Below are 22,280 nucleotides of genomic sequence, written 5' to 3' on the forward strand. Positions count from 1 at the left end.
CTCATTCTGAGCCGACTATACCTTTACATCGCTGCATCCTGGCGATACGATTATAAAAAAAAAAAAAAAAATAATGAATTCAAAAATCTATTACACCTTAACTGATGAGGCGCCATTATTAGCGACTTATTCTTTTTTACCTATTGTACAAGCATTTACTGCCACAGCTGGTATTGCTATTGAAACTAGAGACATCTCTTTAGCAGGTAGAATTTTATCGAATTTTCCTGAGTTTTTAACTGATGATCAAAAAACCGGAGATGCTTTGGCTGAATTAGGTCAATTGGCGACACAACCTGAAGCTAACATCATCAAATTACCAAACATTTCAGCATCTGTGCCGCAATTAAAAGCAGCTATTGCTGAATTACAATCTCACGGGTACAAAATTCCTAATTATCCGGAAGATCCTCAAAATGATGCCGAAAAAGATGCTAAAGCAAAATATGCTAAAGTTTTAGGTTCTGCAGTAAATCCTGTTTTACGTGAAGGAAACTCTGATCGTAGAGCGCCAAGAGCGGTTAAGAACTTTGCAAAAGCAAATCCACACTCAATGGGTGCCTGGTCTGCTGACTCAAAAACTAAAGTGGCTTCAATGCCAAACGGTGATTTCTACGGAAGTGAAAAGTCGCTTACAGTTGCAGAAGCTAATGATGTAAAAATCGAATTTGTTGCCAAAGACGGTACAACTACTGTTCTTAAAGCAAGTACTCCTCTTAAAGCTGGTGAAATAATTGACAGTTCTGTAATGCATTTAAAAGCATTAAAAAACTTTGTTGCTGATGCTATTGCCGATGCAAAAAAAGAAGGTGTTTTACTTTCTGTGCACTTAAAAGCTACAATGATGAAAGTTTCAGATCCAATTATCTTTGGCGCTATCGTTGAAGTATATTTTGCTGATCTTTTCAAAAAATATGCAACTTTATTTGCTGAATTAAATATTGATACAAGAAACGGTTTAGGTGATATCTACGCAAAAATTGCAGGAAGACCTGAGCAGGCTGAAGTTGAAGCTGACATTACGAAAGCGATCGAAAACGGACCAGCTCTTGCAATGGTAAATTCTGACAAAGGAATTACAAACTTACACGTTCCGTCTGACGTTATTGTTGATGCTTCTATGCCGGCAATGATCCGTACTTCTGGACAGATGTACAATAAAGATGGCAAACAACAAGACACTCTTGCTGTTATTCCGGATCGCGCTTATTCAGGAATTTATACTGCAACGATCGATTTCTGTAAAAAACACGGTGCTTTTGATCCTAAAACAATGGGAAGCGTTCCTAACGTAGGTTTGATGGCTCAAAAAGCAGAAGAATACGGATCTCATGATAAAACTTTCCAAATGAAAGCTGACGGAGTTGTTCGTGTTGTAGACAATAAAGGAACTGTTTTAATGGAGCAAAACGTTGAAGCGAATGACATTTTCAGAATGTGTCAGGCTAAAGACGCTCCAATTCAGGACTGGGTTAAACTTGCTGTAAACAGAGCGCGTTTATCTGATACTCCTGCTGTTTTCTGGTTAGACGAAAACAGAGCGCATGACAGAGAATTGATCGCAAAAGTTCAAAAATATTTAAAAGACCACAATACAACAAATCTTGATATTCGTATTTTAAACCCTATTGCTGCTACTGAATTTACTTTAGACAGAATCATCAAAGGTTTAGATACTATCTCGGTAACAGGAAACGTTTTACGTGATTATTTAACAGATTTATTCCCAATTTTAGAATTAGGAACTTCAGCTAAAATGTTATCTATCGTTCCGTTAATGAATGGTGGCGGATTGTTCGAAACTGGTGCAGGAGGATCTGCTCCTAAACACGTTGAGCAATTTACTGAAGAAGGATATTTACGTTGGGATTCATTAGGAGAATTTTTAGCTCTTGGTGCTTCTTTAGAGCATTTAGGACAAACTCTAGACAACTCTAAAGCAATCATTTTATCTGAAACTCTAGACGAAGCTAACGACAAATTCTTGGCTAACGATAAATCTCCAGCTCGTAAAGTAGGTCAGATTGACAATCGTGGTTCTCATTTCTACCTTGCTTTTTATTGGGCACAAGCTTTAGCCGCTCAAAATAAAGATGCTGAATTAAAAGCGATCTTTACTCCAATTGCTGCTCAGTTTGAAGCTAACGAAGCTAAAATCGATGCTGAATTAATTGGTGCACAAGGAAAACCTCAAACTCTTGGTGGTTACTACCAGCCAACTCCTGAATTAGTAAGTAAAGCAATGCGTCCTAGTGCAACATTTAATGCAATTATTGCTGAAATTAAATAATAAAATACAAAAGAGATGTACAACAAGCAGTACATCCAGCATAAATATCAAAAAGACAACTTTTAACGGTTGTCTTTTTTTTTAGAATTGAATTAAAAAACTTGCGAATAGTTTCATTTATATGATTAAAAACTATTTTTAAAGAGTTCGAAACCAATAAAAAGAGAAAATATTCTTAACTAATGTTTAACAAACGTTACACATCAATATTTAGTAAGAATTATTAACTATGTGCTTCAAATACAAGACAATGATTACAAAAAAAATTGGCCTTCTTCTTATCCTCCTTTTAACGACTTTATCTTCATTTTCTCAGGAAAAATTTACTTTAAGTGGTACTATAACCGACTTTAAAAACAATGAAACCTTAATTGGGGTAAACATTTATATTCCTGCTTTAAAAATAGGAACTACAACTAACGAATACGGTTTTTATTCACTTACTGTTCCTAAAGGCGAATACGAGATCGAAATTAGCTATGTAGGGTATCAAACCATTCAAAAAAAAATTGTTTTAAATCAAAATACTAAAAATAATTTTGGAATTCATGAAAGTGGAGAAGAACTCCAAGAAGTTATAATTACTGACAATAGAGGGAAAATCAACATCAAATCACCCGAAATGAGTGCCAATAAGCTTTCTATTGCCACCATCAAAAAAATGCCTGTGGTTATGGGAGAAGTTGATGTTCTAAAATCAATTTTATTGCTTCCGGGTGTTACCAATGCCGGTGAAGGTGCGTCAGGATTCAATGTTCGTGGTGGCGGAGCTGATCAGAATTTAATTTTATTAGATGAAGCCACAATATTTAACTCTTCTCACGTATTTGGATTTTTCTCTGTTTTTAATCCGGACGCTATAAAAGATTTAAAATTATATAAAGGTGGTATTCCCGCTCGCTATGGCGGAAGAGCATCATCTGTTTTGGACATTTATCAAAAAGACGGAAACAGCAAGGAATTTCATGTAAATGGAGGAATCGGATTAATTTCAAGCCGACTTCTTGCAGAAGGACCTATTGTAAAAGACAAAGGTTCCTTTTTAATTGGAGGGAGAGCTTCTTATGCACATTTATTCCTAAAACTGTCAGAAAAGGAAAAAGACAACTCCGCCTACTTTTATGATTTAAACACAAAATTAAGTTATAAATTAAACGATAATAACAGCTTGTATTTATCCGGTTATTTTGGTCGTGATGTATTTAGCCTAAATAAAAGTTTTACGAATATTTACGGAAATTCAACTTTAAATTTGCGTTGGAATCATCTTTATTCTGATAAATTATTTGCGAATTTATCGTTGATTTACAGTGATTACTATTATGGTCTTGATTTGGATTTCGTAGGTTTCAAATGGGATTCGGGAATCAAGAATTACAACATTAAATATGATTTCAAAAATTATGTTTCAGACAAATTCAAATTGAATTATGGTCTAAACGGAATTTACTACGAGTTTAATCCCGGAACGATTAAGCCAAGTAATGAAGCATCAGGAATTAATCCGGACCAATTAGACAAAAAATATGCCTTCGAACCTTCTGTTTATATTGAAGCAGAAAATCAGATTTCGAAAAAATTTACTGTTTCTTACGGATTGCGTTATAGTCTGTTTTATCGTTTAGGAGCTTCGACAATCAATTATTACGATAATAATGAACCTGTTATCTTTAATACTGATATGCAGATTTATGAAAAAGGTACACCAACATCAACCAAATATTTTGGCAAAAACAAAGAGATTCAGAGTTATAACAATTTAGAGCCACGTCTTTCTGCTTCGTATCAATTAAATGATGATCAATCGATCAAAGCAAGTTACAACCGAATGGCACAATACCTGCAATTGATTTCAAATACCTCATCGCCTACTCCGTTGGATGTCTGGATGCCAAGTGATAATTATATCAAACCACAAATTGCAGATCAGGTTGCATTGGGTTATTTTAGAAACATCAATAATGGCGCGTATTCTGTAGAAGTCGAAACCTATTACAAAAAAATTCAGAACAGACTGGATTATATTGATGGTGCTGACTTGATAGCCAATGACGCTATTGAACAAGTCATCCTAAACGGAAGAATGCGTTCTTATGGTATCGAATTTATGCTGAAGAAAAATGAAGGCAAGCTGAACGGATGGATCTCTTATACTTTATCAAAATCACAACAACAAACGCCGGGAAGAACACCTGAAGAAACAGGAATCAACAACGGACAGTGGTACAGCTCAGCTTATGACAAAACACATAATTTAGCAGTGACGTCAGCTTATAATTTAAATGAAAAATGGTCTTTTGGTGCTAACTTTGCCTTACAATCAGGTCAGCCTGTTACATATCCAAATGGTCAATACGAGTATTTAGGAATCACGGTTCCGAGTTATGGATCAAGAAACGAAAACCGTCTTCCTGCGTATCATCATCTCGATGTTTCGGCAACTTTAACACCCAGAAAAAACAAAGACAGAAAACTGAAAGGCGAATGGGTTTTTAGCATTTATAATTTGTACAATCGTCATAACGCTGCTTCTATCAATTTCCGTCAGAATGTGGATACAGGAGTGAATGAAGCAGTACAAACCTCTATTTTTGGAATCGTTCCGGCTGTTAGCTATAATTTTAAATTTTAAAAACTATTTTCTGTACAAAGAAAAAAAGATATATCATGAAAAAAGCAACCTTCTTAATCGTACTTATCCTATCGATTTTCTTCACGAGTTGTGAAGAAGTTGTAGATGTCAATCTCGATACCGCACCGCCAAAATTAGTAATTGAAGCAGCTATAAACTGGCAAAAAGGAACAACGGGAAAACAACAAATTATAAAATTAACTACCACTACCGGTTATTTTCAAAATGTGATTCCAACCGTTTCCGGAGCAACGGTTTTTATCAGAAACAGCAAAAACGAGCAATACAATTTTACTGAAATTAGTAAAACAGGACGTTATGCCTGCAATAATTTCAACCCAATAATCAATGAGACGTATACTTTGACTGTAATAAGTAGCGGAAATACCTATACTGCAACTGAAGTAATGAAACCAGTAGCCCCCATAACACGCATCGAACAAAATAATGAAGGAGGTTTTACAGGAGATGAAATAGAAGTCAGAGCTTTTTATAACGATCCTGCTGATGTTGATAATTTTTATTTGTATAAATATGTGTACTCTAATAAAGTTACCTCAACATATTATGTTGCCGAAGACAAATTTTTTCAAGGCAACGAATATTTTAGTAAATCAGACGATGACGATTTAAAAACCGGAAATGAAGTCGAAATCACGCATTACGGAATTTCAAAACAATATTATAATTATATGAGTATCTTAGTGAGTATTGCCGGAAGCAATGTTGGAGGCCCTTTTCAGTCGCCACCGGCTACAGTAAAAGGAAACATCATCAATGCAACCGATAAAGCCAATTACCCGTTAGGTTATTTTTCACTTAGCGAAACAGATTATAAAAAATACACCATTCAATAATCAGTACAATGGAAGCGAAAATTGAAATATTATCAGAAAAAAAACTAATTGGTAAACACATCGTAATGTCGTTTATCGAAAATAAAACGTTTCAATTATGGAGTTCCTTCATGCCAAAACGAAAAGAGATCAAGAATTCTATTGACTCTAATTTATATTCGCTTGAAGTTTTTCCTGATGGACATTTTAATAATTTTGACCCGAACAACAGCTTTCAAAAATGGGCTGCAGTTGAAGTTGCTGATTTTGATGAAGTTCCGTCAGATATGGAAACTTTAATAATTCCAACCGGTTTATATGCTGTGTTTGTTCATAAAGGCCCCCAAAGCGAAGGACACAAAACCTACCATTCTATTTTTGTCGAATGGTTACCCAATTCCGGATATACGGTAGACGAAAGACCACATTTTGCTGTAATGGGCGATCAATACAAAAAAGAAGATCCGGATTCTGAAGAAGAAATCTGGATTCCGATAATACAAAAAACTTAATTTTTTTAGCCAGTGATTCCACTCATTAAAAGACTAACTTGTGATTATAAAAACAATTACCCCACATTTGACTAAATTTGGATTTGCTTATAATTTTTGATTCTCATTATAAATTATATTTTTTTCAATTAAAAAATTCAGGTTAATCCTTAAAATCTGTCGCAAAAAAAAACATTATGCTAATCGAAACACTAAAATCCCTTTTCAACCGTGACCTCAACAAATTAAAAGTTGAAATCGAATCCTATCAAAACGAAAATCAGATTTGGACAATTGATAAAAATATCTCTAATTCAGCAGGAAATCTTTGCCTTCACCTAATAGGAAACATCAACACGTATATTGGGGCCGAAATAGGAAAAACCGGTTATGTCCGGGATCGTCCTTTAGAATTTTCTTTGAAAGATGTTCCAAAAGCAGAATTAATAAACAAAATCAATGACACAATTCTGGTCGTAAATAATGCGCTTGATCGTTTAACTAAAGACGATTTAGAAGCCACATATCCCCAAATCGTTTTCGAAAAGGAAATGACAACAGGATTTTTTTTAGTGCATCTCTCCACGCATTTAGCCTATCATTTAGGACAAATTAATTACCATAGAAGGTTACTGTCGTAGTCGTATTATTCAGTTGCAATCTCAGTTTACAATAAATTGAGACTGTAAACCGATACTGAATACTTTCTCGCAACTCTCAACATATGTAAAGGTTTAGAAATTAGAATTAAGCAAACTTTGCACTTTATTAATTCAATATTTCGAAAACATGAAGCATTTACTTTTTACATTATTTTCACTTTTCGCCTTGACTGCAAAAGCGCAAACGTTTAAGAATCCTGAGCCACTCTTCGATCCAGCTCCTTATGGTTTTAGCCATGCATCATCTGTTTCTGCTCCTGGTGATTTGGTTTACATTTCAGGGCAAAGTGGCGGGTTAGGAAAAGAACATACTTTAAGCAACGACTTCAGAGAACAAACTCAGGTTGCCTTAAAAAATGTCGTAACCGTTCTGGACAGCTACAAGCTAAAACCGGAAAACATTATGAAAATAACCATTCTGATTGTAGACCATTCACCCGAAAAACTAAAAATATGGAACGAAGAAATCCGAAAAGTATGGAAAGACAAACCATTCCCTGCCAGTACCTTAATCCCCGTCCCTAAATTAGCCATAGACGGAATGTTAATCGAAGTTGATGCTATCGCTTTTAAAGCAAAATGATTTTTAAAAATATTTAATCCTTAAGATATTAAGAAACTTAGTATTGATATCTTAAAAGCAAGCCATTAGAAAATATTTGTAATCTTATTAAGCTGTGGCAAAAAAATAAACCATTAAGATATTAAGTTTCACTAAGCCCAAAACTTAACTTTCTTAATATCTTAATGGTAAAAAAAACTCAAATCTAAAATCTATCCCGAAACTTCGGGACTAAAATCGTATCCTTTCGTACATTTGCAGCACATTTCAAATCAAAAATCTAAATGTCTTCACACCACATCGTACGCGACGACCAGGAACCCGCTTTAATTATTGCCAACGGAGCAGCATGCAATCCTGAATTATTAGGACAATTGCTCGAATGGTCGCCACTGGTTATCGTGCTCGATTCTGCTATAGAAAGAGTGATTGATTTAGGCATAAAAGTAGATGTCCTTTTAGGGGATTTCGATCGCGGCTTTGATCCTGAAATATACAAAACGTCTCAATATCCGATAGAAATTGTACATACTCCGGATCAGGACAAAACCGATTTAGAGAAAGCTTTTGATTATTTAATCGCTCGAAAAATTCCTGCCGTTAACGTAGTTTGGGCCACAGGAAAACGCGCCGATCATACTATTACAAACCTTACGAATATCGTTCGTTACCGCAATTTGCTTAAAATTGTAATTCTCGACGATCATTCAAAAATATTTTTGTTACCAACTAAATTCGAGAAGTGGTATACCGCAAAAACGCCTATTTCATTGATTCCAATTGGCATTGTAAACGGAATTAATTCGACCAATTTATTATATCCCCTAAAAGACGACACCTTAACAATTGGCTATCGAACCGGCAGCAGCAATGCTGTTCTTCAGGATGGTTTGGTCAGCATTACCCATACCGACGGTGATTTGTTGTTAATGGAATGTATGGATTAAGTCTGACGTTTTTTAAACACATAGAAACATAGTTTAAAACCAACAGAAAATTCTATGTTTCTATTTGTTTAATTCACATCTAGAATTTGGAATTTACGCTCTTTAGTTCTGGAATTTTAGGAAGCTATTCCTGCTGTCCGCTATATCTTTTGTGCCGAACGCCGGCACAAAAGGATGCCGCTTCCATCAGGGCTAAGGCAATCGTTTTCATAATTATCATTTCCCGCAAAAAGAATGACTATCTTTGCACGGAAATTTACAAAATGAAAGAAACAGACAATTCCGAAAAAAAAAATTTACATCCTCGAAATCTTCATCGTTCCCGTTATGATTTCGAACTTCTTATTGCGAATTGCCCTGAATTAAAACCATTCGTTGCAATAAATATTCACGGAATTGAAACCATTGATTTCAGTAATCCATTGGCTGTAAAAGCGCTCAACAAAGCCTTATTACAAACCTATTACGACATACAAAACTGGGATATTCCTAAAAATTACCTTTGCCCGCCTATTCCGGGAAGAACAGATTATATCCATTATTTAGCTGATTTATTAGCCGAAACCAACAACGGAATTATTCCGCAAGGATCTTCAGTTTTAGGCTTAGACATAGGAACTGGTGCCAACTGCATCTATCCTATTTTAGGACATGCCATTTATGATTGGAGTTTCGTAGGAACAGACATCGACGAAAAAGCAATAGAAAACTGCAGTAAAATTATCGAAGCCAATCCAAAATTGATAGACGCAATCAGTTTACAACAACAAACTGAATCCCGTTTTATTTTCAAAAATATCATTACGCCCGAAGATCGTTTTACATTCACAATGTGTAATCCGCCTTTTCATTCTTCTGCCGAAGATGCGAATCAAAGCACCGTGCGTAAAGTTTCCAATTTAACCAAAGAAAGAAAAAAAATAAATCCGGTTTTAAACTTTGGAGGCCACAACGCCGAATTATGGTGCGATGGCGGCGAAATTGGTTTTGTAACCCAAATGATTTACGAAAGTGCAAAATTTGCCATGCAAACTTTGTGGTTTACGACATTAGTTTCAAAAAGAGAAAACCTTTCCAGCATTTACAAAACCCTTAATAAAGTAAACGCTTCCTCGATAAAAACAATCGATATGGCTCAAGGCCAAAAAACAAGCCGTATTGTTGCCTGGACATTTTTGAGTGAAAGTCAGCAAAAGGCATGGAAGTTTGAAGCTGAATAATATTAAATATTAGTTTTTGTTTTGTAACTCGGACTAAACTATAATGTTAAGAAAACTCATAAACATAAAAACTTTCTAGCCTCTTAAATTTCTAAAATCGAAGGTGAATTTCCATTTTCTAAAATTGAATTAGATCAATACAATAATAACCTTGAATTATCTGAAAAAGAAATCCAAAATGGAGAATTTTATTCACATACTGAAATGAAGAATAAAATTGAACAGTGGAAAAATAAGTTCATAAAAACCTGTCGAAAATCTTTTGAGAAAATCTTTTTTTCAATCTTACATACTTATTTTATTATTTTTTTTTAGTAAATTTATTACAAAATCAATTAATGAAATTATGGCAGAATATATTGGTTATCTCGCATCATTTTTTATTGTTGGAGGTTTTTTATTGAAAAATCTTAGAGCAATTCGATTCATTAATATGTTTGGCTGCATTTGTTTTGTAATCTATGGTATTTTTTTAAATGATTATCGGGATCTTAACCAATGGCTTTTACCTGTAATCATTCCAAACGCTATTTTAGCTTTGGTGCAAGTATATTATTTATCATCAAAAAAAGCATAATCTTAAAATTATGATATTTTAAAACAAAATTTTGATACATAGTTGATTTACTATAATCGTAACTTTAAGTCTCAAAATTAAATTTACTATGCCTAAATTATACTTCAGATTAGCAGTATTACTGCTTTTAATGACAAGTTGCGCTTCGACCAAAAAAGCAAAATTTGACGATTATATTTTCAAAACCAAAAGCGAAAAACAAGCTTATATTAACTCTTACGATAAAGCCTTAAAACTTTGGGATATTCCTTATTCCGAAGAAAATATCAAAACCACTTACGGAATAGCTCACGTTATCATGGCGGGGCCAAAAAACGGAAAAGATTTAGTTTTACTACACGGAATGGATGCCAGCTCAACAATGTGGTATCCCAACATTAAACCATTAGCTAAAAATCATCGCATTTACGCCATCGATTTTATGATGGAACCCGGAAAATCAACTCTCACTTCAAAACCACTTTCATCAGAAGACATTGTGATTTTATACGACGAAATTTTCGATCATTATAAATTAAAGAAATTTGACATCGTAGGTGCTTCCCGCGGTGGTTGGATTGCCACATTACTAGCGACTCAAAAAGAAAATTCAATTGATAAAATAGTTTTATTAAGTCCGGCACAGACTTTTAAATTCATTGATAAAGTGGGTAAAACTACTTCTGCTTTAATGCTTAAATTATTTCCAAGCGAAAAGAAATTCGGAAAAACATTAAATACATTTTCTGCACATCCCGAAAAAATTAGTCCTGTTTATAAAAACCAATTTTATTTGGCCAATAAATATGCGAAATCAAATTCAAGTATGTTCAAAATGCATCCTTTTTCAGATAATGACTTAAAATCAATTACCAATCCGGTTTTAGTTTTAATTGGCGATCATGATGTCATTAATTCAAAAGAAAGTTTAGAAAGAGCCCAAAAATATCTAGTCAATAGCAAAACTCAAATAGTAAAAGACGCAGGCCATTTTTTAACCATCGATCAGCCAAAAGTAGTGAATGACGCCACGATCGATTTTTTAGAATAGCTTTTTTGTCACGAATTTCGCAAATTTTCACAAATTATTTTGAGATTGATTTTAAAAATTCATCATCGTTAATATGATCCTTAAATTATAATGTGTATTATTCAAAAATTCGCGCAATTCGTGTAATTCATGGCAACCCTTTTTTATAGAATTCAAACTTTGTATCTTTACAAAACTAATCTTTTCATCATCCAAAAATGAATTTCCAAGTATCCTCAGAGTATAGTCCAAAAGGTGATCAGCCGCAAGCAATCGAAAAACTTTCGCAAGGTGTCATCGATGGCGAAAAGTACCAGACATTATTAGGTGTTACCGGATCCGGAAAAACATTTACCGTTGCCAATGTTATTCAGGAAGTTCAAAGACCCACTATAGTTTTAGCACACAACAAAACTTTGGCAGCGCAATTATATTCTGAGTTTAAACAATTTTTCCCTAACAATGCGGTCGAATATTTCGTTTCCTACTACGATTATTACCAGCCCGAAGCTTTTATGCCTGTAACAGGGGTTTTTATCGAAAAAGATTTATCTATCAATGAAGAGCTTGAAAAGATGCGTTTGAGCACTACTTCTTCCCTGCTTTCCGGGCGTCGTGACGTTTTGGTCGTCGCTTCTGTTTCGTGTTTGTATGGTATTGGGAATCCAGTTGAATTTAAAAAAAATGTAATAGAAATAAGCAGAGATCAGGTTATTTCGAGAACGAAACTACTTCATAGTCTGGTTCAGAGTTTGTACGCCAGAACTGAGGCCGATTTTAATCCGGGAACATTCAGAATCAAAGGCGATACGGTCGAAGTATATCCAAGTTATGCCGATGATGCTTATAGAATTCACTTTTTTGGAGATGAAATTGAGGAAATAGAATCATTTGATGTAAAAACCTCACAAGTGATCGAAAAATTTAAAAGATTGACAATTTATCCCGCAAATATGTTTGTGACTTCTCCGGATGTACTGCAAGGTGCCATTTGGGAAATCCAGCAGGATTTGGTGAAACAAGTCGATTATTTCAAAGAAATAGGAAAACATTTAGAAGCAAAACGTTTGGAAGAACGTACCAATTTTGACTTAGAAATGATTCGTGAATTAGGGTATTGCTCCGGAATCGAAAATTATTCAAGATATCTTGACGGAAGACAGGCCGGAACAAGACCGTTCTGTTTGTTAGACTATTTCCCGAGTGATTACTTAATGGTTGTAGATGAAAGTCACGTAACCGTTTCTCAGGTGCACGCCATGTACGGAGGCGACAGAAGCCGTAAAGAAAATCTGGTGGAATACGGTTTTCGTTTACCTGCTGCAATGGACAACAGACCTTTGAAATTTGAAGAATTTGAAGCCATACAAAATCAGGTAATTTATGTATCTGCAACACCGGCAGATTACGAATTACAAAAAACAGATGGTGTTTATGTAGAACAAATTATTCGTCCAACAGGATTATTAGATCCGGTTATCGAAGTACGACCGAGTTTGAATCAAATTGACGATCTTATCGAAGAAATTCAGGTACGCTGCGAACTAGACGAAAGAGTTTTGGTAACTACTTTGACTAAAAGAATGGCCGAAGAATTAGCCAAATATTTAACGAAAGTAAACATTCGTTGTCGTTATATACATTCTGAAGTAGATACACTGGAACGTATCGAAATTATGCAGGATTTACGAAAAGGTATTTTTGATGTTCTTATTGGAGTAAACTTACTTCGTGAAGGTCTTGATTTACCTGAGGTTTCGCTGGTTGCAATTTTGGATGCCGATAAAGAAGGTTTTCTTCGTAATCACAGATCTTTAACACAAACTATTGGTCGTGCAGCGAGAAACCTGAACGGAAAAGCAATTTTGTATGCCGATAAAGTTACGGCAAGTATGCAACGAACAATAGACGAAACAGAATATCGAAGAACCAAACAGATCAACTACAATACAGAACATGGTATTACACCACAGGCTTTAAATAAAAAGATTGACAGTGCTTTTACCAAAAATCCTTTGGTAGAATATGAATTAGGACATACTTTATCTACTGCCGCTGAACCGGAAACGGCTTATTTATCAAAAACAGAATTGGAAAAAATGATTCGCGAAAAACGAAAATCAATGGAAAAAGCAGCAAAAGAACTCGACTTTTTACAAGCGGCAAAATTGCGTGATGACATCAAAAAACTACAGGAACAACTGGCTTAATTGTGTTGTTCCTGAAAAACTTTCAATAAAACTCTGGGATCAACAATAGCATTTGGTGCCTGCTTCATCAAATCTAAAACACGTCTGGTTGCATTTGGATTCAACCCCATTTCAATTGCAATTTGTTGTATTGCTTTGGCTTCTTTTTCATGCAAAATACCATCGCAGTACATGATCAGAGCCAGTCTGTAAAATTGCTGAATTCTTTGAAACTCTGATTTTATAATCTGAATGGAATGTTCCTGATGAAATAAATCACGAAAAACAGCCCATTCAATGCTTAATTCCTGAGCTACCAGCCACAAAAAATCATACTCTCTTTGATGCAATTGCCCATCAACGGTAGAAAAAGCAATCATTTCTAAAAGTAAACTTCTCTTTTCTGTTTCGGTATTCATCAATTTATTATTTTTAGCTAAAATATTGTTTTTAAATCTAAAACGCAACAGCACTCATGATTAGAGGATTCTTCTTTTTTATATGGTTCTGGATGACCTCGATCGGGAACGCACAAGAAAGTACGACCTCAAAAAATGTGTCTGTTTTTACTATTGAAGCACCCCAATTAAAAACGACTAAAAAAATCTGGATTTATCTCCCTAAAGATTATTCGGCTTCAGCAAAAAAATACAGCGTTATTTATATGCACGATGCTCAAAATCTATTTGATTCCAAAACCGCTTATTCAGGAGAATGGAATGTAGACGAAAAACTGGACAGCTTGAAAGCACCCGTAATTGTAGTAGGAATCGAACACGGAAATGACAAACGTACAAACGAATTAACGCCCTACAAAAATGAAAAATACGGCGGAGGAAACGCTGATAATTACCTCGATTTTATTGTAAAAACATTAAAACCTTATATCGATACAAATTACAGAACGAAACCAAATGCCAAAAACACCTTAATTATGGGAAGTTCGCTTGGCGGATTGGTTTCCTATTATGCAGTTCTGAAATATCCGGAAACATTTGGAAAAGCAGGTGTTTTTTCGCCTTCGTTCTGGTTTTCGAATGACATTTATAATCGGACAGTACAAGCACCGAAAATCAAAACTAAAATTTACTTTTTATGCGGAGATAAAGAAAGTGATGAGATGGTAAAAGATATGACCAAAATGGAACGTTTATTAGATACTAAGCGCTGTTATTGCCTGCATCTTACCAAATCTAAAATTGTGAAAGGCGGCGAACATAACGAAAAACTCTGGCGAGACGGTTTTGTAAAAGCGGTTCTTTGGCTGGGTTATTAAATAAAACACATTACAATTGAATATATTATGGAACTTATTTTAAGAGAATACAATCTAAAACTAAAACATACTTTTACCATCTCAAGGGAATCTATTGATTTTCAGCCTTCACTGATTGTAGAACTCAAGAGTGATGGTTTTTCGGGTTTTGGAGAAGCTACTTCGAATCCGTATTACAAAACAACGGTTCCGATGATGATGCAGGATTTGGAAAAAATCAGAATTGTCATTGAAACTACAGAAAATGAAACTCCCGACGCATTTTGGGCAAAAATTTATCCCTATTTAAAAGGTGATATGTTTGCTTTATGTGCCTTAGATTTGGCTTATAATGATTTGTATGCGCGTAAAAAAGGCAAAAAACTTTACGAACTGTGGAATTATACGATCGAAAATAATCCGCTTACAGATTATACCATTGGGATTGCTTCTATAGACAAAATGGTTTCGAAAATGCAGGAACTTCCGTGGCCCATTTACAAGATCAAACTCGGAACAAAAGAAGATATTGCAATCGTAAAAGAACTCCGCAAACATACCGATGCCATTTTTAGAATTGATGCCAATTGTGGCTGGGGTGTTGATGAAACCATAAACAATGCGATTGAGCTCAAAAAACTCGGCGTCGAATTTCTGGAACAACCTATGAAAGCTGATAATTGGGAAGCACATAAGGAAGTTTTTAAACATTCGGTACTGCCGGTAATTGCTGATGAAAGTTGTATTATAGAAGAAGATGTAGCCAAATGTTTCAACCATTTTCATGGTGTAAATGTAAAATTGGTTAAATGCGGTGGCCTAACTCCCGGAAAACGCATGATCGAAGAAGCTAAAAAATTAGGCTTAAAAACAATGGTAGGCTGTATGACCGAATCAACTGTTGGAATTTCAGCAATTGCTCATTTATTGCCTCAATTGGATTATGTAGATATGGATGGAGCCTTACTTTTAGCCGAAGATATTGCAACCGGTGTAACAATAAAAAATGGCGTTATTCATTATTCTGATTTAAACGGAACGGGAGTAACTTTAATCTAAAGATAATGAATATCAACCAATTTCCGGATAGAAGTATTGAAATCGACCAGAAACACTATTTGTACTTTGGAGGAACAGCTTATTTAGGATTACCCACAAATATAGACTTTCAGGAATTGGTCATCAAAAACATTCGCAATTGGGGAACTGCTTATGGAAGTTCCAGAAGTGCGAATATCAAACTAACAGCATATGAAAACGGCGAGGCTTTTTTAGCCAATCATATAAAAGCCGAAAGTGCCGTAACGGTTTCGTCCGGAATGCTCGCCGGAAAACTCGTACTTGATATATTGAATAAAAGCACAGATGGATTTTTCCATTTTTCAGATATTCATCCTGCCATCAAAACGAATAGTTTACCTGTTTTTATAAACGATAAAGTAAACCCGAGATTATTAAATTCTCGATCCGAAAGAATTACAATTCTGGCTGATGGAGTTCCGTCTTTTCAAACCCGGGCAATTGATTTATCTATCTTAACAACAATTCCAAATCATAAAGAAATTACGCTTCTTATAGATGAATCGCATTCGTTTGGAATTTTAGGCAAAAATGGTTGTGGGATTTATTCAGAAATTGATCTTCCCATCAAAAGAAAAATCATGGTTTCTTCCTTAGGGAAAGCATTTGGTTTAAATGGTGGAGTTATTGCCAGTGATGCTTCTTTTATCAACCAGATAAAAGAACAAGATATTTTTGTTTCTGCTGCGGGAATGAATCCTGCTTTTGTACAGACATTAGCAGATGCTTCATCTCTTTACAAAATTCAACATCAAAAATTACTGGAAAATCTCCATTATATTGATCAAAATTTAATTAAAAAGAATACTATCAAATTTGACAAAACCTATCCTTTGATTTATTTAGAAGATGATAATCTGATCGAAATATTAAAAGAAAATAAAATTATCATCGCTAATTTTAAATATCAAAAAAATGCAAACAATCTGAATCGAATAGTAATTACCGCCAATCATCTTCATCAAGATTTGGATAAATTAGTAAATATCTTAAACGATTAATAACTTCAATGCAAAGCAAAAGTAACCACGAATTTCACGAATTAAAATTTAAACGTAATCCAATTAGTGAAAATTCGTGAAATTCGTGGCAAAAAAACCTGACACAACTGAATAAATTGCAATCAAATTAGTTTTAAAACGTACCTTTGTAGAAAATAAGTGCATCGTTTGTCATTCACATGAAAGAGAAATCTTCGTTGTTTGCTCACATTGCGGAGATTCCTCCTTCGTCGGAATGACAAAGATTGCGGGAACTTGAAACTTGAAAAAAACTTGAAACTAAAAAACAAAAGATGACGAACAACGATATCCTAAAAAAACTTCGCGTGGCTTTGATGCTCCGTGACGACCAAATAGTTGAAATTTTAGAATTAGTAGATTTTAGAATTACAAAATCAGAATTGGGAGCTTTTTTTAGAGCCGAAGATCATGAAAATTATATGGAATGCGGAGATCAGGTGTTACGTAATTTCTTAAACGGATTGGTAATTCATTTAAGAGGAACGAAAGAAAACCCGAAAAACCCTAATGACGTTTTAGCCAAACATAAAGCTGAAATTCCTAAGAAAGATAACACCAAAGAAAGACCTGAATTTAAAGCTAGCGCAAAAGATGCTGAAAAAGGAAGAGGCGATAAAGCACCTTCTAAATCTGGTCCGGCAGCTAAAAAACCTTTCAAGAAAAACAATACGAAAACGGCTCCTAAAGTACAGGTTGTAGAAAAAGTGGTTTACAAAAACGGTAAAAATAAAAAATAGAGTTTTTAACCGCTAAGAACGCTAAGGTTTACGCGAAGTTCGCAAAGTTTTATTTGATAAAGCTTTGCGAACTTTGCGTTATATAAAATCTTATAATTAAATTCTTGCGTTCTTTGCGGTTAAATAAAAAACAAGCTCTTATATCTTATTCTGATCAATTCGGTCAAAAAAAGCATCTTTATATGTTGCCCCTATTGGCAGTTCTTTGCCATTAATAAAAACAGAAAAACTATCTGTAGATTCAATTTGCTTTAATGCCACTACAAAAGATTTATGAATCTGAATAAAATCCTTTTCAGGCAATGACTCAATTACATTTTTCAAAGAGGAATGTGTTATAATTTGTTGCTTCACCGTATGAATACAAACGTAATTCTGGAGACTTTCTATGTATAAAATCTCCTGTAAAAACAACTTCTGAAATTTGTTTTTTCCGTCCGTCTTAATAAAAATAAAATCAGATGAATTGTTCGTTATAACTTCTGTTTTAGATTCCACATTCAGTTTTGAAACGGCTTGATAAAAACGTTCGAAAGCAATTGGTTTCAATAAATAATCAATAGCATTGAGTTCAAAACCCTCTAATGCAAAATCCGGATAAGCTGTTGTAAAAATGATTTTTATATCCTTTGAAATAATCCTTGATATCTGTAAACCTGTTAATTGCGGCATTTGAATATCCAGAAAGATAACCTCAACACTTTGAGTATTTACAAACTCCAATGCTTTTAGTGAATCATTAAAAACGCCCACTTTTTCCAGAAAAGATACTTTCGAGATATAATTCTCAAGAATGCGGGTTGCAGGCGGTTCATCATCAACAATGATACATTTAAAGCTCATAATTATGGTTTTAGTGGTATTTTTAAATAGGTTTTAAAGGTATTATTTTCGGCTGTTTTTTCAAGTACAAATTGATCTTTATACGCATATTCTAATCGTTTGGTCAGGTTTTCAAAACCAATTCCTGTCGACGAATAATTCTCTCCTCCTACATTATAATTAAAAGTTGACAGTTCTAAAAAACCTTCTTTTATTTGGATCGAAATCATTGCTTTTTCATCCGGATTATTGAGTTTTGCATGTTTAAAAACATTCTCGATGAAATGAATTAATGCCGAGGAAAGGATTTTTTCAGTCGAATAATTGCCTTCAATTTCAAAATCTAAATAAAGCTGATCTTCAAATCGTTTTTGCTGCAAATGAATATAATTCTGTAAAAACTGAATTTCTTTAGAAAGCAATACCTCCTCTTTTTCCGTTTCTGTAATCACATAGCGCAACAAATCTGACAATACTAAAATATCCGATGCCATTTTATCATCTTTCAAAATCAATTGACTGTAGAAAGAATTAAGCGTATTAAACAAAAAATGCGGGCTTACTTGTGACTTTAGCATTTGGAGCTGCGCTTTTTTATTTTCTAAAACTAATTGCTGATTTTGTTTATTTGCGTTTTGAAATTGCCAATAAAAATAACTGACAACACTCAAAATAACAGAAGGCAATCCAAAGAAAAAATTGTCGCGAATATAGTATGCCATTTTTCTTGACTCCTCCCCGTAATTATGAATTCCCGTAATTTGAAAAATAACAACTTCCTGCAAAAAATAACGCACTCCGGCAAAAATCATTAATGAAACCGGAACACTCAATAAGTATAAGAAAGCTTTCTTTTTATTTAAAAACCAATCGCAAAATGTATAGAAATTAAGAATATAAACAATGAAAACAGACAGAAAAAAACCAATATTAAATGCGAAATACATACTACTGAAAACAGAATCCAACCCTCGATTATTCACTCCTATATCCCACAGATAAAGAAGCAGAAATAATCCTGAAAAAAGAAGAACATGAGAATAGAACGGAATTTTTAGCTTCATAATATTGTTGTTATTATTTCAAAAATACAACTATGCCTTTACATGAATACTATATTTATATAAAATGGTTCTTTTCTGGGATGAACCATCAAAAACAGTACATGAAATTTTTCAGCAGTCAATTTTGACCGTTTGTGATTTAGAATTTAGTGTTCATCAAAAACTAAAAATTCAACTGAAAAGGTGCTCTACATTTGTCCTGAATTTAAAACAAATCATCATGAAAAAAATCGCTTTATTATTCCTTTTTACAATTGTATTCCATACGGTTTCAGCTCAATCAAAAAAGAAACAAATTTTATTACTTGGAACTTTCCATTTTGAAAATCCCGGTCTTGATGTTGCCAAAGTCAATACGTTTAATGTAATGTCAGACAAAAGCCAAAAAGAACTTGAAAATATTACCAATAAGATTAAAAAGTTTGGACCTGATAAAATCTTTGTTGAATGGAATTATGAAAAACAAGCTAAACTAGACAAATTCTACAACAAAAACACGGATAGTTTACTCCATAAAGATGCAGACGAAATTGTACAATTGGCATTACGTTCAGCGAAAAAATTAGGCCATAAAAAGCTATATGGAATTGATTATAAAAACGCCGATTTTCCTTATGACAGCCTGGTAAAAGGAATGAAAGAAGCAGGTCAGCTTGATTTGATTAAAATGAATGAAGAGACAATGAAAAATTATGAAATCGACCAAAATAAAAAAATTGCTAAATATTCCCTGACCGAATTACTTTTAGATATTAACACAAAAGCGTCCAATGAAGACAATATTGGCTGGTATCTTGAAACAGCGATTAAAGGCGGAAAAACAGATAATTTTGTGGGTGCCTATTTAGTTTCTGAATGGTACAGACGAAACCTTTATATGTATGCTTTAATCCAGAAACTGACAGAAAGCAAAGACGACAAAATAATGGTTTTATTGGGAGCAGGGCACACAGCCATGATTAGAGAATTTGTAGAACATAATCCTGAATATGAAATTGTTGAATTAGCAACTGTTTTGAAATAGTAGAAAATTTAACCGCAAAGCTCGCAAGGATTTACGCAAGGTTCGTAAAGTTTTTTTAGCCACGAATTCACGAATTATTTTTTTATAATCTTTGAGAATAAAAATTCGTGAATTCGTGGCGGAAGCTTAGCAAAAAAGAAACTTAAAGTTCGCAAAGCTATTCATATAAAGCTTTGCGAACTTTGTGCTCTAAAAAAGGTCATAATAACAAATTCAGTTTTAAAATATAGCCCGGGTTGAAACCACAGGCTATGTTCTCAAATAATCGCAAAACTTTATCCGTACAGCCTTGCGAACTTTGCATTTGTATTCACAATTCTAAAAAAACTTAGCGTGCGTTGCCGTTAAATCTTTCAGCAGTAAAATAATTCCAAAAAAAAAACCTCCGATGATCGGAGGGATTTTCTATATAATTGATTTCTTATTTGATTAAGAAAGCGCAGCTTTAACTTGATCAGCAGCTTCTTGAAATTGAGTAGCTGATAAAATCGGCATACCTGAATTGTCAATTAATTCTTTTGCAATTTCAGCATTTGTTCCTTGCAAACGAACGATAATTGGCACATTGATAGCATCACCCATATTTTTGTAAGCATCAACAACACCTTGAGCAACACGGTCACAACGAACGATTCCTCCAAAAATGTTAATCAAAATAGCTTTTACGTTAGGATCTTTTAAGATAATTCTAAAAGCAGTTTCAACACGTTTTGCATCAGCAGTTCCACCAACGTCTAAGAAGTTAGCAGGCTCAAAACCAGCATATTTAATTAAATCCATAGTTGCCATTGCAAGACCTGCTCCGTTTACCATACATCCTACAGTACCGTCAAGATCTACATAGTTCAAACCTACTTCTTTAGCTTCAACTTCGATTGGATTCTCTTCACGGATATCTCTCATTTCAGCATATTTTGGTTGTCTGTATAAAGCATTATCATCGATATTTACTTTAGCATCTACAGCCATAATTTTATTGTCTGAAGTTTTCAAAACCGGGTTAATTTCAAACATAGAAGCATCAGAACCAATGTAAGCATTGTATAATGAATCGATGAATTTCACCATTTCTTTGAAAGCATTTCCTGAAAGACCTAAGTTAAAAGCAATTCTTCTTGCCTGGAAACCTTGTAATCCAACAGAAGGATCAACTTCTTCAGTAAAAATTAAATGAGGAGTGTGCTCAGCAACTTCTTCAATATCCATTCCACCTTCAGTAGAATACATAATCATGTTACGACCAGTTGCTCTATTCAATAAAACAGAAACATAAAATTCAGAAGTTTCACTTTCACCAGGATAGTAAACATCTTCCGCTACTAAAATTTTGTTTACTTTTTTACCTTCAGCAGAAGTTTGAGGTGTAATCAATTGCATTCCGATGATTTGTTCTGCAATCTCTTCAACTTGTTGTAAGTTTTTAGCTAACTTAACTCCACCACCTTTTCCACGACCACCTGCGTGAATTTGTGCTTTTATTACGTGCCATCCTGTACCAGTCTCGGCAGTTAATTGTTTTGCAGCAGCCACAGCTTCAACTGCATTGTTAGCCACAATTCCGCGTTGAATGCGTACTCCGTAACTCGCTAAAATTTCTTTTCCTTGATATTCGTGTATGTTCATAATATAGAATTTGTCTGGTTCTGAATTTATTTCAGAATAAAAGTGCGACAAAAGTAGCAAAATTCAACTTAATAGTAAAATCTTTTTCAATTAAAAAATGTGTACGATATTTGTAAAACGTTTATTCTTTTTAAATGCCAAGAAATAGTTAACTAAACAATTTGTTAATATTAACTGGAAACCACTAAAACGTTTGATATTTAACAAAAAGATCACCGTATTCATTAGCCTTGCAGCG

At 34.1% G+C, this 22,280-nt stretch carries 20 protein-coding genes; 16 read left to right on the forward strand and 4 right to left on the reverse strand.

The genetic code is table 11. The features are described 5' to 3' along the window. Positions 1–73: 73 nt before the first annotated feature. From ACQY44_RS18335 to uvrB, 11 genes are all read left to right on the forward strand, one after another. Positions 74–2,290: an NADP-dependent isocitrate dehydrogenase gene (locus ACQY44_RS18335; RefSeq protein ID WP_428231746.1), complete on the forward strand. Its 2,217-nt coding sequence runs from the start codon at positions 74–76 to the stop codon at positions 2,288–2,290. Positions 2,291–2,540: 250 nt separating this feature from the next. Further along, the gene (locus ACQY44_RS18340; protein WP_428231747.1) at positions 2,541–4,922 is read left to right on the forward strand and encodes a TonB-dependent receptor; all 2,382 of its coding nucleotides are present in this window, start codon (positions 2,541–2,543) and stop codon (positions 4,920–4,922) included. A 35-nt stretch (positions 4,923–4,957) separates the two neighbouring features. Next, on the forward strand, positions 4,958–5,779 hold the full coding sequence (locus ACQY44_RS18345; protein ID WP_428231748.1) for a DUF4249 domain-containing protein: 822 nt from the start codon (positions 4,958–4,960) through the stop codon (positions 5,777–5,779). Between the two features lie 8 nt (positions 5,780–5,787). After that, complete coding sequence (locus ACQY44_RS18350) at positions 5,788–6,270, forward strand: GyrI-like domain-containing protein (RefSeq protein ID WP_428231749.1); 483 nt, start codon at positions 5,788–5,790, stop codon at positions 6,268–6,270. A gap of 176 nt (positions 6,271–6,446) precedes the next feature. Continuing rightward, the gene (locus ACQY44_RS18355; RefSeq protein ID WP_428231750.1) at positions 6,447–6,890 is read left to right on the forward strand and encodes a DinB family protein; all 444 of its coding nucleotides are present in this window, start codon (positions 6,447–6,449) and stop codon (positions 6,888–6,890) included. 148 nt (positions 6,891–7,038) lie between these two features. After that, positions 7,039–7,494, forward strand: a complete 456-nt coding sequence (locus ACQY44_RS18360; RefSeq protein WP_428231751.1) for a RidA family protein — start codon at positions 7,039–7,041, stop codon at positions 7,492–7,494. A gap of 263 nt (positions 7,495–7,757) precedes the next feature. Then, the gene (locus ACQY44_RS18365) at positions 7,758–8,420 is read left to right on the forward strand and encodes a thiamine diphosphokinase (RefSeq protein WP_428231752.1); all 663 of its coding nucleotides are present in this window, start codon (positions 7,758–7,760) and stop codon (positions 8,418–8,420) included. Positions 8,421–8,683: 263 nt separating this feature from the next. Beyond that, complete coding sequence (rlmF, locus tag ACQY44_RS18370; protein ID WP_428231753.1) at positions 8,684–9,640, forward strand: 23S rRNA (adenine(1618)-N(6))-methyltransferase RlmF; 957 nt, start codon at positions 8,684–8,686, stop codon at positions 9,638–9,640. Positions 9,641–9,986: 346 nt separating this feature from the next. Then, the gene (locus ACQY44_RS18375; protein WP_428231754.1) at positions 9,987–10,217 is read left to right on the forward strand and encodes a uroporphyrinogen decarboxylase; all 231 of its coding nucleotides are present in this window, start codon (positions 9,987–9,989) and stop codon (positions 10,215–10,217) included. An 88-nt stretch (positions 10,218–10,305) separates the two neighbouring features. Further along, positions 10,306–11,247 carry an alpha/beta fold hydrolase gene (locus tag ACQY44_RS18380; RefSeq protein ID WP_428231755.1) on the forward strand — a complete coding sequence of 314 codons (942 nt, stop codon included), beginning with the start codon at positions 10,306–10,308 and terminating at the stop codon, positions 11,245–11,247. A gap of 197 nt (positions 11,248–11,444) precedes the next feature. Next, positions 11,445–13,436: an excinuclease ABC subunit UvrB gene (gene uvrB / locus ACQY44_RS18385; protein ID WP_428231756.1), complete on the forward strand. Its 1,992-nt coding sequence runs from the start codon at positions 11,445–11,447 to the stop codon at positions 13,434–13,436. On the opposite strand, the gene ACQY44_RS18390 is transcribed toward uvrB, so the two are convergent. Then, a complete protein-coding gene (locus ACQY44_RS18390; RefSeq protein WP_428231757.1) occupies positions 13,433–13,834 on the reverse strand; it encodes an excinuclease ABC subunit B in 402 nt (133 codons plus the stop codon). The two genes, uvrB and ACQY44_RS18390, sit on opposite strands and share 4 nt — an antisense overlap. Positions 13,835–13,890: 56 nt before the next feature. On the opposite strand from ACQY44_RS18390, the gene ACQY44_RS18395 reads away from it, so the two are divergent. From ACQY44_RS18395 to ACQY44_RS18410, 4 genes are all read left to right on the forward strand, one after another. Then, positions 13,891–14,691 carry an alpha/beta hydrolase gene (locus tag ACQY44_RS18395; protein ID WP_428231758.1) on the forward strand — a complete coding sequence of 267 codons (801 nt, stop codon included), beginning with the start codon at positions 13,891–13,893 and terminating at the stop codon, positions 14,689–14,691. Positions 14,692–14,718: 27 nt separating this feature from the next. Next, the gene (locus ACQY44_RS18400; protein ID WP_428231759.1) at positions 14,719–15,729 is read left to right on the forward strand and encodes a dipeptide epimerase; all 1,011 of its coding nucleotides are present in this window, start codon (positions 14,719–14,721) and stop codon (positions 15,727–15,729) included. 5 nt (positions 15,730–15,734) lie between these two features. Further along, the gene (locus tag ACQY44_RS18405) at positions 15,735–16,751 is read left to right on the forward strand and encodes an aminotransferase class I/II-fold pyridoxal phosphate-dependent enzyme (RefSeq protein ID WP_428231760.1); all 1,017 of its coding nucleotides are present in this window, start codon (positions 15,735–15,737) and stop codon (positions 16,749–16,751) included. 293 nt (positions 16,752–17,044) lie between these two features. Next, complete coding sequence (locus ACQY44_RS18410) at positions 17,045–17,509, forward strand: DUF1456 family protein (protein WP_428231761.1); 465 nt, start codon at positions 17,045–17,047, stop codon at positions 17,507–17,509. Positions 17,510–17,647: 138 nt separating this feature from the next. Here ACQY44_RS18410 and ACQY44_RS18415 read toward each other — a convergent pair whose 3' ends face one another. Both ACQY44_RS18415 and ACQY44_RS18420 read right to left on the reverse strand, forming a co-directional pair. Then, positions 17,648–18,352, reverse strand: a complete 705-nt coding sequence (locus ACQY44_RS18415) for a LytR/AlgR family response regulator transcription factor (RefSeq protein ID WP_428231762.1) — start codon at positions 18,350–18,352, stop codon at positions 17,648–17,650. Between the two features lie 2 nt (positions 18,353–18,354). Then, a complete protein-coding gene (locus ACQY44_RS18420) occupies positions 18,355–19,395 on the reverse strand; it encodes a sensor histidine kinase (protein WP_428231763.1) in 1,041 nt (346 codons plus the stop codon). Positions 19,396–19,615: 220 nt separating this feature from the next. Here ACQY44_RS18420 and ACQY44_RS18425 point away from each other — a divergent pair, with 220 nt between their 5' ends. Beyond that, the gene (locus tag ACQY44_RS18425; protein ID WP_428231764.1) at positions 19,616–20,419 is read left to right on the forward strand and encodes a DUF5694 domain-containing protein; all 804 of its coding nucleotides are present in this window, start codon (positions 19,616–19,618) and stop codon (positions 20,417–20,419) included. Between the two features lie 429 nt (positions 20,420–20,848). Here ACQY44_RS18425 and sucC read toward each other — a convergent pair whose 3' ends face one another. Next, on the reverse strand, positions 20,849–22,042 hold the full coding sequence (sucC, locus tag ACQY44_RS18430) for an ADP-forming succinate--CoA ligase subunit beta (protein ID WP_089479007.1): 1,194 nt from the start codon (positions 22,040–22,042) through the stop codon (positions 20,849–20,851). Between the last annotated feature and the right edge of the window lie 238 nt (positions 22,043–22,280).

It is taken from the genome of Flavobacterium sp. (assembly GCF_965277525.1).
Lineage (GTDB): Bacteria > Bacteroidota > Bacteroidia > Flavobacteriales > Flavobacteriaceae > Flavobacterium.